This window comes from Flavobacterium okayamense (genome assembly GCF_019702945.1).
In the GTDB taxonomy this organism is placed as follows: domain Bacteria; phylum Bacteroidota; class Bacteroidia; order Flavobacteriales; family Flavobacteriaceae; genus Flavobacterium; species Flavobacterium okayamense.
Genome location: NZ_AP024749.1, coordinates 413,310 through 425,597, shown reverse-complemented (window position 1 = coordinate 425,597; position 12,288 = coordinate 413,310). Strand labels below are relative to the sequence as shown.

General features: G+C 31.5%; 9 protein-coding genes and 1 tRNA gene. 3 read left to right on the top strand and 7 right to left on the bottom strand.

Features of this window, described 5'->3' with window-relative positions; all coding sequences use genetic code 11:
- Position 1: 1 nt before the first annotated feature.
- The gene (locus KK2020170_RS02025; RefSeq protein ID WP_221259144.1) at positions 2 to 280 is read right to left on the bottom strand and encodes a hypothetical protein; all 279 of its coding nucleotides are present in this window, start codon (positions 278 to 280) and stop codon (positions 2 to 4) included.
- 1 nt (position 281) lies between these two features.
- A complete protein-coding gene (gene surE, locus KK2020170_RS02020; RefSeq protein WP_221259143.1) occupies positions 282 to 1,049 on the bottom strand; it encodes a 5'/3'-nucleotidase SurE in 768 nt (255 codons plus the stop codon).
- A 146-nt stretch (positions 1,050 to 1,195) separates the two neighbouring features.
- On the opposite strand from surE, the gene KK2020170_RS02015 reads away from it, so the two are divergent.
- Entirely contained in the window at positions 1,196 to 3,370 is a 2,175-nt protein-coding gene (locus KK2020170_RS02015) for a carboxy terminal-processing peptidase (protein WP_221259142.1), read from the top strand.
- Between the two features lie 78 nt (positions 3,371 to 3,448).
- Here the strand turns inward: KK2020170_RS02015 and KK2020170_RS02010 are convergent, their stop codons facing one another.
- Positions 3,449 to 8,098, bottom strand: coding sequence for a S8 family serine peptidase (locus KK2020170_RS02010; protein WP_221259141.1), 4,650 nt, complete (start codon positions 8,096 to 8,098; stop codon positions 3,449 to 3,451).
- A gap of 114 nt (positions 8,099 to 8,212) precedes the next feature.
- On the opposite strand from KK2020170_RS02010, the gene KK2020170_RS02005 reads away from it, so the two are divergent.
- A tRNA-Leu gene (locus KK2020170_RS02005) sits at positions 8,213 to 8,294 on the top strand.
- Between the two features lie 52 nt (positions 8,295 to 8,346).
- Here the strand turns inward: KK2020170_RS02005 and gldD are convergent.
- The 4 genes from gldD to mutY are packed head-to-tail and all read right to left on the bottom strand — an operon-like array spanning position 8,347 to position 11,736.
- Complete coding sequence (gene gldD / locus KK2020170_RS02000; RefSeq protein WP_221259140.1) at positions 8,347 to 8,895, bottom strand: gliding motility lipoprotein GldD; 549 nt, start codon at positions 8,893 to 8,895, stop codon at positions 8,347 to 8,349.
- 3 nt (positions 8,896 to 8,898) lie between these two features.
- Positions 8,899 to 10,194 (bottom strand): gliding motility-associated protein GldE, encoded by a 1,296-nt coding sequence (locus KK2020170_RS01995; RefSeq protein ID WP_221259139.1) that lies wholly within the window; start codon positions 10,192 to 10,194, stop codon positions 8,899 to 8,901.
- Between the two features lie 22 nt (positions 10,195 to 10,216).
- A complete protein-coding gene (locus KK2020170_RS01990) occupies positions 10,217 to 10,663 on the bottom strand; it encodes a single-stranded DNA-binding protein (RefSeq protein ID WP_221259138.1) in 447 nt (148 codons plus the stop codon).
- A gap of 44 nt (positions 10,664 to 10,707) precedes the next feature.
- Entirely contained in the window at positions 10,708 to 11,736 is a 1,029-nt protein-coding gene (gene mutY / locus KK2020170_RS01985; protein ID WP_221259137.1) for an A/G-specific adenine glycosylase, read from the bottom strand.
- Between the two features lie 134 nt (positions 11,737 to 11,870).
- On the opposite strand from mutY, the gene KK2020170_RS01980 reads away from it, so the two are divergent.
- Entirely contained in the window at positions 11,871 to 12,164 is a 294-nt protein-coding gene (locus KK2020170_RS01980; protein ID WP_221259136.1) for an HU family DNA-binding protein, read from the top strand.
- Positions 12,165 to 12,288 lie beyond the last annotated feature (124 nt).

Here is a 12,288-nt window from a genome sequence, read left to right as displayed (position 1 = left end):
ATTATAATACTAAAGTCACAATTGTTAAGATAAAAAGAGCAAGTATAATTCCTCTTGCCATCATTTCTTTGTTTTTCTTAAGTAAATAAAAAAACAAAAGTAAATTTGGAATAGCTCCCAAGGTTATAACTTTTCCAATAGAACCAATGTTTCTCATATATTGAAAACCATTTGATAAAGATTGATTCCCTTTAGTCATTATAAGGATTACAACTAAAGTGCCTAATAATCCAATTATTAAACCTAAAACTAAGCCTACAAATAAATCTTTTTTCTTCATGTTATAATTCCCAATTATTAATTGTTTGAATAGCGTGATGTGCAGTTAAATCAAACTGAACAGGTACAATAGAAACAAATCCATTTTCAAGAGCATGCTCATCTGTATCTTGACCTTTATCTTGATTTACAAATTCGCCTGTGAGCCAATAATACTCTTTTCCTTGAGGATTAGTTCTTTTATCAAATTCTTCAATCCACATTGCTTTAGCTTGTCTGCAAACTTTTATGCCTTTGATCTCTCCTTTTTCACTTTTAGGAAAGTTAACATTAAGGACTACGCCTTCAGGTAGACCATTTTTTAATACTTCTAGAGCAATTTTTTTTACATGTCTTTTTACTGGAGAAAAGTCAGTTTCCCAGCTATAATCTAAATGAGAAAATCCTATTGCAGGAATGCCTTCTATTCCAGCTTCAACAGCCGCACTCATTGTTCCAGAATAAATTACATTAATTGAAGAATTTGAACCATGATTAATGCCTGAAACACATAAATCAGGTTTACGCTTTAATATTTCATGTACAGCCATTTTTACACAGTCTACAGGAGTCCCAGAACAACTATATTCGTGTTCAATTTCGGGATCTAGATTTATTTTGTCTAAATGGAGGGTGTTGTTAATTGTTATAGCATGACCCATAGCGCTTTGTGGACTATCAGGGGCTACAACTACTACATCTCCAATTTCTTTCATTACACTAATTAAAGTTCTAATGCCCGGTGAAACAATGCTATCGTCGTTAGTAACTAATATTAAAGGACGTTTCATGAATTTTTATTTTTTGCTAAATTAAATAATTTAAGTTGAAATGAGTTTTATCAAGGTTAATATTTAGAGAAGTCTTTAACAAAATTTTATCGTATATTGCATAAGTGTGGCATAATTTTTTATGTACCTTAGTTGAAAATTTAGCAATGAACCGAATTGTGGAGTATATGAAAAGAAATTATAAAATTATTTTGCTAGTTACAGCATTGTCGGCTGTGTTATGGAGTTTTATTCCTTCAAAAAAAATTGAAGATCCAGAAAAAGATAAATTGTTACTGGAATTACTAACTTATGTCTTAGAAAGAGGGCATTACAGTCCTTCTGAAATTAATGATAGTTTTTCTAAACAGGTTTATAAAAAATATATTAATGGAATTGATCCTACCAAGCGATTTTTCATACAATCTGATGTAAATGAATTTGTTAAGTATGAAGATAAAATTGATGATTTAATTCACAATAAGGATTTAACTTTTTTTGAGTTAACAAATTCAAGATTGTTAAAAAGAATTAATGAATCAAGAGCAGTTTATGAAGCTATTTTAAGTAAACCTTTTGATTTCAATAAAGAAGAAACTATTAATGTAGATTATGAGAACTTACCTTATGCTGCAAATAAAAACGAGCTAAAAGATCGTTGGAGAAAACAATTAAAACTTTCAGTTTTAACATCGGTTTCTGATAAGTTAGAAATTGAAGAAAGTAAGTTTAAAAAAGATTCAACCTATTCGAAAAAGACTTTTGAAGTTATTGAGAAAGAATCTCGTGAAAGCTCTTTAAAATCCTTAAATGAATATTTTGATTTTATTGAAAAAGAATTGGATAGAAATGATTGGTTTTCAATTTTCTTAAATTCAATAGTTGAGCGTTTTGATCCGCATTCTTTCTATTTTTCACCTGATGATAAAGAAAAGTTTGATGTGAGCATGAGCGGTAAATTTGAAGGAATAGGTGCGCGCTTACAAAAGAAAAATGACGCAGTTGAAATTTCTGAATTAATTTCAGGAGGTCCAGCTTGGAGAGGCAAGGAGCTAGAAGCTGGAGATATTATTTTAAAAGTAGCGCAAGGCGATGAAGAACCTTTAGATATTGCGGGAATGCGTCTTGATGATGTAGTTAAAAAAATTAAAGGTCCGAAAGGAACTGAAGTTCGTTTAACGGTTAAAAAAGTTGACGGAACAATTGAAATAATTTCAATCATTCGTGACGAAGTAGAGACAGAAGAAACTTTTGCAAAATCATCAACTGTAGATAAAGACGGGAAAAAATTCGGGATTATTTATTTACCTAAATTTTACATAAGTTTTGATAATAAAGATGAACGTGATGCTTTTAAAGATGTTGCTTTAGAAATAGAGCGTTTAAAAGAAGAAGGTATTGAAGGATTAATTATAGATTTAAGAGGAAACGGTGGAGGTTCTTTAGAGACAGTTGTGAATATGACTGGTTTATTTATCGAAAAAGGACCTGTAGTTCAAATTAGAACTTCTGGAGGAAAACAAGAAGTGTTATCGGATAAAGATCCTAATGTACAATGGGATGGTCCTTTAGTGGTAATGGTTGATAATTATTCTGCATCGGCTTCAGAAATCTTCGCGGCTGCAATTCAAGATTACAAACGTGGAATTGTAATTGGTAGTAAGCATACTTATGGGAAAGGAACTGTTCAAAACATTATTGATTTGAATCAATTTGTTAGAGGAAGTTCTTATGGAGATTTAGGCGCTTTAAAGACTACAATTCAAAAGTTTTATAGAATTAATGGTGGTTCTACGCAAAGAGAAGGTGTTTTAAGTGATATTGTTTTACCAGATCGTTTTTCTTATTTAGATATGGGAGAAAGAGATGAAGATAATGCTTTACCTTGGGATAAAATTTCTCCAGCTAAGTATGAAACAGTAACAAATGGTTTTCAAGACATAATTGCTAAGAGTAAATCAAGAATTGACCAAAACGAGCAGTTTAAGTTGATTAAAGAAAATGCAAAATGGATTTTTGATAGAAAAGATGATAATGATTTTAGTTTAAACATTTCGTCATTCCAAGCTGAGTTAGATTCTGTGGATGTTCAATTAAAGAAATTTAAACCAATTTCAAGTTATAAAAATGGATTAGCTTTCAATTCTTTGCCTTATGAAAAGGCTATTTTTGAAAAAGATTCAATATTAAAAGAAAAACGAGTTCGTTGGTATGAAGAAATGGAAAGAGATGTTTATGTAGATGAAGCATTAAATATTTTAGAAGATTTAAATACTATTTTTTCAGACAAGCAAGTAGCTCAAAATAAGAATAAAAAAATTAAGCTTTCTAGAATTGATTAATTAAAATTTTAATTTGAAAGCTAAACATAAAAAAGCCCATCGAAATCGATGGGCTTTTTTATTAGCATGTTTTAATAATTAGAATACTACTTTTTGTGTTTTAGTATTACCATTGTTGTCTTTTACTTTTACAATCAATGCTTGTTTAGTTTGTGGTATCGATTGTATCGTATAATTGTTTTCATTCACCGATTTGTTTTCAAATAGTGTTCTTCCTAAAACATCAAACACTACAATTTCATCGATTTGTACAGATGATTGTACTTCAATTCCATTGCTATTAGCATACACCAAAATACTGTTGTTTAAAGCTATTTCTTCTTGTGATAATGTTCCTTGTTTGAATACTAATTCGAAACGATTGTTAAACATTCCAGTATTTGTTGTGAAGTAATATGCTCCTTGTTTTAAATCATGTGTTATTCCAGTTTGGTTATCTTTTAAGAAAACATCTTGGTTGTCAAATAATCCATCTACCTGCTCAATGTTAATATTGTAATTTCCTGCCTCTAAAATTTGTAAACCTAGAGCAATTACATCCTCATCGTTAAATGGTAAAGCTCTACCTTGAATCACATAAGCTTCATCATTTAGAACATTATACAACATTGGTTTTGAAGTATCAATTACTTTTCCATCAATTAAATTATCAATTCCGATGGTTGCGCCATCCATATAACCAACTAAAATTTGATTGTACGAAGTATTTGAATCGTTTAAGTTTAACCAAACTCTGTGTTTTTCAACAGAAGTAAGAGTTGAATTACCTGTTTTAAAGAATTGAGTGCTTGTAGAAGCATTAATTCTTTGCGCATTGTTGAATTCAATGATATCAGATGCTCCAGATTGAACATAAAATCCTTGTCCAGTTTGGATAGTTCCATTTGGAATTTTTGCACTAGCAAAAGCTGCTGTTCCTCCTAAAGTTGTATATGCTGCAAAATTGTTTTGAGGATATACACCACCACTAGCAGGTGTTGTATTTGTCCAGAAATAAAGTGTGCTTACACTAGCATTATCTGTTAAGAAAGTATCTGCATCTACAGGTGAAGCATAAGGATTTCCTAATAAATTATATCCAGTACCTACACTTTGGTTAACAATACCATTGAAAGGCACTCCATTAAATTGTCCGTTATATGCAGCTGGAGTAGATGAAGACCAAGTATTATCAACACGAATCATATATCCTTTACCTGATGTAAAATTATTTGTAGCAGTTACCGATTGGTAAGCTGTTGGAGTTGTAGTACCCGTATATAAATACTCATAAAAACGAGTTGCAACCGTATTAGGAGAAAAAGCTTGTAATTGCTGTCCAGAAACTGGAGAAGACCAAGCGGTGTAATCTAAACGAATCATAGGACTTGAAATTCGTTTTACTATAATGTTTCCAGTATTTGTAGCTAAATCATCTATTTGGCGTAAAGCTCCATTATTTTCAATTGTAATTAAAGAGCCTGAGTCCACAGTAACATTTCCGCCAACAAGCAACGTATGACCTGAATTAACAGTAATTTGAGAATTATTACTTACAGTAACCGAACAAGCTTCTAAATCTGAAGATGAAGAATAATTACCTGTAAAAGTAACTGCTGAAGTTCTATCTGGAACTCCATTACTCCATGACGAACCATTCCAAGTAGTTGTTATATCTCCGCATGAAATTATAGCAATATTAATCACTTGATTACCTAACCATCCATTCACACTATTTTTAATATCAACAATAAAATTTGTAGTATTAGATGAAGATTCAGTATTGATGTAGTTTAAGTTTCCAGTATCTATATCATTTTGTGTAAAAGTATCACCAATTGATAAGATAGTATTGTTTAATCTTAAATTTCCTAATGTTGGAGTAGAAACAATTGTATAAACTTGCTGCGAAGCACTTTCAGCAACAGTAGATGCTTGAATGTCAGAATTCGTTAAATCATAGGTAGAGTTTACTAATGTAGTGATTCCGTTGTTTAATAGACTTGGAGTGTTTGTAATTGCCGCAATACTACATAAGTTAAGTGTCCAGCTATCAATAGTTCCATTGTCGCCACCATAAGCATCATTGACATATAATAACCAATCTCCATTTGAATTTAAATTTTGGAAGGTACTCATTGGTTGATTTGGTTGGACATTTCCTGATAAATCGGCACCCGGTCCTGTTGAACAACTTATAGCATTTCCGCCATCAATAAATTTTGCATCAATATCATCATTATTTCCACAAGGCTCTTGCGCTAATATTATGTATGTCCCATTAGGAGCTTCAAGATACATTGTTAAATCTTGAATATAAGTATGCTGAAGTAATAAATCCAGATCAACATTACCTACTGTAAAATTATCAGGTACATTTATTTGTGAAACACTCCAACCAGCGCCCATTCCAAAACCTGAATTGTCAACAGTGTTATCAATAGCTACGTTTGTGCCATTAGTATAACTAAATGAACAATTTAATATACCTGTTTGAAAAGCTTTAGTTTCTGAAGGAATTCCAGTACCACATCTGTTGGTAGGTGTAACTCTCCAATAATATACTGTTTGGTCAGTTAATCCATTAACTTGCACAGAAGTTCCATTTTCATTTGAAGAGTGTACAATTGATGTAAATGCAGCATCAGTTGCTATTTCTAGATTGTAACTTTCAGCATTATCATTTGCAGTCCATGAAATTGTTGGTGAAGTTGATATTCCAGTTGCGCCGTTTGAAGGTAAGTTTGTCAATTGAGGGTATGCTGTGAAATCTGAATGGTATACAGTTAGATAAATTTTTCTGGTTTCAGTTTCTATACCATTATTTCCAATTATCTCAATCTGATGTTCTCCAGCAGCAACATTTGTTAAATTGCTAAATGTAGCTGTAAAAGCACCATTTGTATTAATTGAACTTTGACTAAAACTTATATTTGCTCCTGTTGGAACATTATTTGCTGATAAGCTCACAGCTGGACCGCCAATTTTTTGAAAGTTAAAATTATAAACGGCATTTCCTGAGTTAGAACAAACAATTTTATTACTTTCAGTAGTACTAAATGTAAATTGAGATGAAATTCCAGTAACAACAAGTGAAAAATTTTGAAGTCCATCTGCTAAAGTACCTTTGTGAGTTACTGTTATTGTATATACCTGTCCAGCAGTTGGAGTGTCTATATTAATACGTTCAACATTATCTACATTGTTGTCACTATTTCTAGTTGCATTTGATGTCGCGTTATTTTGTAATCTCCATGGGAAATAAGTATTAGCTCCTTGAGTAATTCTAATATCTAAATCGTTTGTTAAATCGGGAGTAGATTCGTTTAAAGTTCCATTATTTATTTTAGATGCATCTGGCACATCAGTCCAAGTGATTGATCCTAATAAAGGAACGCCACCACCTTGAGCAACAACTTGCATAGTAAAAGTTTGGCCTTGTGAAAGTGTTTCTTCAGATATCCAAGATGATAATCCATTGTTTGTAATAGTTTCGACACAACTTTTCGCGTCTAAATATCCCCATCCAAATACGGCGTCAGGTCCAGGATTTCCTCTATCTGTTGCAGTATGACAAGCAAGTCCTTTTAATGTAGCAGCTTTCATAAATGAACCGTTTACATTGAAATAATGTTGTTGAACTAAGGTTAGTGTACCTGTTACATTAGGAGCTGCCATTGAAGTACCTGTTAGTGTAGAATATGCAGTGTTGTTTCCACCAGTTCCTGTTCCACTTCCAGTTGAATACAATGAAGTACCGTTACCTGTAATATCAGGTTTTATTCTCCTATCGTCTGAAGGTCCTTCACTAGATGAAGAGTTAATACCTGCTCCTGCAGTAATTGCTCCTGTAGTTGCATTAACAGTAGCATCTTGAGCATTAGCAACTACTAAATTATTTTTTGCGTTTTTATTTCCATTTAATTTATCAAAACCAGCTGTTGTAGGTTGAGAGTTGTTAGTGTTTCCATCGTTACCCGCTGACATTACAGCTAGATAGTAAGGAAAGTTATAGGCAATAACGTCCCAATTATAAGCCTCTGAGGAGTAAGCACCCATATACCAATTACCTGGAGCATTTGCAACTGGCACGCCATAAGAATGATTAGAAAGTAACATGCCATTCATTGCTTCACTAATAGCTTCAGATTCATCATCATTCCAGTCAAACGTTCTTGCTGTTGCTTGGTATGCCATACCTCTAGCATTAGCTTGAACGCCAGATGCAATTACTGTACCGGTAACATGTATCGCGTGAAAGCTGTTTGTGTTAACAGTTGAATTGCCATCGCCAAATGTTGTTCTGCCAACATATTCCTGGTGGTTTGCATTAATTGGTCCCCCGTCCCAAACTCTTGGCACCATTCCAGTTCCAGTTAAGTTTAAACCTAAACCTCCTCCAGATCTAAGGAAATTAACTCTAGTTGAGGTTGCTGCATTGGCATTGTCTAAAGCATAATAAATTGGTTCTCCACTAGGTAAAAGATACATTAACTCATCAAATCCACCATTTTTATTTTCTCTATAAATAGGGATGTTGTTGGTTTTAGCAAATGAAATTGCTTTCTGTTTTTCGACAGATTCTCTTTTACGAACTTTTTCTAATAATATTTCAGCTTTTTTCAAATCGTATTTAGATACAATTTGTTTTACCTGTTCAGGGGTTTGTGAAATCGATAATGTTGAATAAATTAGAGTAAAAAATAGTAAATAAACATTTTTTACTAAAAAAGCATTATTAAGTTTCATGAAATTTGGGTTTTAGGTGCTAAAATAATAAAAAAGTTTAATAAAAATATTTTTACTTTACTATTTTGTTTATATCAATCTAATATCTATATTTGCACCCACATTTCACGTACAGCGGGTGTGGTGAAATTGGTAGACACGCCAGACTTAGGATCTGGTGCCGCAAGGTGTGAAGGTTCGAGTCCTTTCACCCGCACTTAATAAAAAAGTCTCTTGATTTCAAGAGGCTTTTTTATTTATAGACTATTTTATTTCCATTCAACAGTTTCTATTATTTTTCTTATATCATCTTTAATATAACTGGCTGCGGGTAAAATTGAGTCAAAATTCGGTTTTGCATAAAAGTACATACTTCCATAAATAAAGTTTTTGGTACTATCGGTCACATAAAACTGAGCATTTGTGGCAGCATTCCCTCCAACCTCTGAGAACATACCGTAAACTTTTCTTTCTTTATTTATGTAAGGTTGTGTAATTATTTCATCTGCTTTAACAACATGATCGTATGTTAATTTTTGTGCGTCTCTTAGTAAACTATCAATGTTGTTGTTTACATTTTTATAAGTGATATAAATTGTGCCTTTCATTTTTGGATAATTAATCTCAAATGTGCAAGGTTGTTTGGATTTTATTTTGGCCAAATCATTAACCATAAAATTGAACGAGCAATCGCTATTTAATTCTCCGTATGTTGCATTAGGATATTCTAATCGTAATTGTGCGTTAGGCTTTGGTGTGGATTCTTCTCCACATGAAACTAGTAAAAAAAATCCGATACCTAAAAGTGCTTTTTTCATGTTCTATTCTAACGTAACTTTTATTTGTTTTATTCTCCTCTTGTCTAAACTCTCAATAGTAAACGTACAATTGTTGAAATTTATTTTCTGATTCTTTTTTGGGAAATTTCCTGATATTTCTAAAATAAACCCTGCTAGAGTTTCAGCTTCTCCTTTTGCGTTTTCAAATTCTTCTTCGTTAACATCTACAATCCGATAAAAATCTTTTAAACCGATTTTACCTTCGAATACAAAGTTTTTGTCATCAATTTGAGAGTAAATTAAATCTTCATCATCAAACTCATCACTAATATCACCAACAATTTCTTCTAAAATATCTTCTAAGGAAATTAAACCTGAAGTTCCGCCATATTCGTCTACAACAATTGCTAAATGGTTTTTCATTCCTTGAAACTCTTTTAAAAGATTGTCCAGTTTTTTATTTTCTGGAACAAAAAATGGTTCTCTAATTAATTGTTGCCAATTAAAGTCTTTCTTTTCATCAATATGGGGAATTAAATCTTTGATAAAAAGGACTCCTTCGATTTGATCAATATTTTCTTTATAAACAGGTATTCTTGAATATCCTTTTTCGATAATTTTTGGCATGATTTCTCCGAAAGTTTCTTCAAAATCTAAAGCAAAAATATCGATTCTTGGACTCATAACTTGTCTAACATCTGTGTTTCCGAAAGTTACAATTCCTTCAAGTATTTTTTGCTCTTCTTGTGTTGTTTCTTCTTGATTAGTTAATTCTAAAGCTTGCGAAAGTTGATCAATTGAGAAATTTGTTTTTTGTACACTGAACTTTTTCTCGATATACAACGTAATATTTCGCATTGGAATTGTTAGTGGTGAGAAAATCTTATCTAAAATTAACAATGGGATAGCAACTATTTTAGAGAAAGAAATGTTGTTTCTGTTGGCATAAATTTTTGGCAAAACTTCACCAAAAAGTAAAATTAAAAATGTTACAACAACAACTTCTAAAACAAATCGAAAAATTGGAGAGGCTATACTCCCGAATAGTTCTTCACTAAATGAAGTGAAGATGATTACGATTGCAATGTTTATGAAATTATTTGCTACTAAAATTGTTGCTAATAATTTTTTAGGTCTGTCAAGTAAATTAGAAATTAAATTGCCTTTGTTGTAATCAGTTTCTTTTAAATCATCAATGTCTTTTTGAGAAAGAGAAAATAAAGCAACTTCAGAACCTGATATAAATGCAGAACAAATTAGTAATACTAATACTGCAATACTACCTATTAGTATTTCAATGTTTATGAAGTTGAGAAAACTGGAAGGGTCTGGGTCCAAATTTTAAAAAATTAGTTAGACATTAAAAAGGTAAATCATCATTATTGTCGTCTCCATCAGAGCTAAAATCATTGCTTTTTGGAGCTTCAGAAAATCCTTTATTTTCTTGTTTAAAATTATTTTCAGTTTCTTTTTTAGTCGTTAAAAAAGTAAACTCGGTCACTTGAATTTCAGTAGTATATTTTGTAGTACCGTCTTCTGTTTGCCACTGACGTGATTTTATTCTTCCTTCAACATAAATTTTGTCTCCTTTTGAAAGGTATTTTTCACAAATTTCTGCGGCTTTATTACGAACAACTATATTGTGCCATTCGGTAGAAGTAATTTTTTCTCCTGTAGTTTTATTGATGTAAACTTCGTTTGTTGCAAGCGGAAATCTTCCTATACAATTTCCTCCATCAAAATAATGCATTTTAACCTCGTCTCCTAAATGACCAATTAAAACGACTTTGTTAACTGTTCCGTTCATGGCGTGTAATTAATTAAAATCAAATATACTATTTTTTAATGAATTCAAAAATAATTGGATTCAATAAAGTTATGGATGACAATTGGGAATGGTTTTTTTATTAACTCCTCAAAAGAAATAGCTTTTGGGTTTTTCGTATTTTGTGTAATTTCAAAAAAGCGAATATATAAATGTTGATGTGACAGTTTATGAATTATCGGCTCAGAATTAAAATGTAAAACGTTTTCAATAGAAAACTCCTTTTGGATTAATTCTACAATCTTATTTTCGTTTAATTTTTTTTCTGTTTCAATTAAAGGAAATTGAAAAAGGTTTTTCCAGATTCCGTTTTCAGTCCTTTTTTCAATTAAAAAATTGCTTTCACAATCTTTTACAATAATAAAGTTTAAAAACCTTTCTTTAATTTTAGTTTTTTTAGTTTTTATTGGAAGTTGGTCAACCTTCTTCTTTTGCAAAGCGAAACAACTTTTATTAAAAATACAATTGTTGCAATCAGGGGATTTAGGTGTACATTGAATCGCTCCAAATTCCATTAAAGCTTGATTGAAATTTGCGGCATTATTTTTTGGCACTAAGGAGTTGGCTAATTCTTGAAAAGTTTTTTTTGTTTTGCTATTAGAAATATCTAGTTCAACTCCAAAATATCGGGCTAATACACGAAATACATTACCATCAACAACTGCAACATTTTCATTGAAGGATATTGAGGCAATTGCAGCTGCTGTATATTCACCTACGCCTTTGAGTTTTAGTAATTCTTTGTAACTGTTTGGGAAGTTTCCCTTTAGTTCTTTGCTTACAAATTTTGCAGTAGCATGAAGATTTCGGGCTCTAGAGTAATAGCCTAAGCCTTGCCATAGTTTTAAAACTTTTTCTTCATCGGCACTTGCTAAATCATGAACTGTGGGGAATGCCTCAACAAAACTGAGATAATAGGGTAGGCCTTGGGCAACCCTTGTTTGTTGAAGCATAATTTCAGACAACCAAATATTGTATGGATTTACCGTTTTGCGCCAAGGTAAATCTCTTTGATTTTGTAAGTACCAACTAATTAATGCTTTAGAAAAATTCATAAATTCCTTTCAAAAGACAAAAGTAAAAACTTTAACAGTTAAAATTTAATTAATTAAGATTGATTTATTGGTTTTTTAATTTGTATATTTGCACTCTCAAAAAAATGAACACTTAAAAATAAATACGAAAGAAAATGACGAAAGCTGATATCGTAGCGAAAATTTCTGAGAAATTAGGTCTTGAAAAGAATGACGTTCAAGCAACTGTAGAGTCTTTTATGGAAGAAGTAAAAAACTCATTAGAGGAAGGTGATAATGTTTATTTAAGAGGTTTTGGAAGTTTTATCATCAAAACTAGAGCTGAAAAAACTGGTAGAAACATTTCTAAAAACACTACAATTAAAATTCCTGCACACAACATTCCAGCTTTTAAACCTGCAAAAGTGTTTGTAGAAGGTGTTAAAACAAAAACTGAAGTAACAGTATAAAAATTTTTATTAATCTAAACCAATTTAGTTATGCCAAGTGGTAAAAAAAGAAAAAGACATAAGGTAGCAACTCACAAACGTAAGAAGAGAGCAAGAGCTAACCGTCATAAAAAGAAAAAGTAGT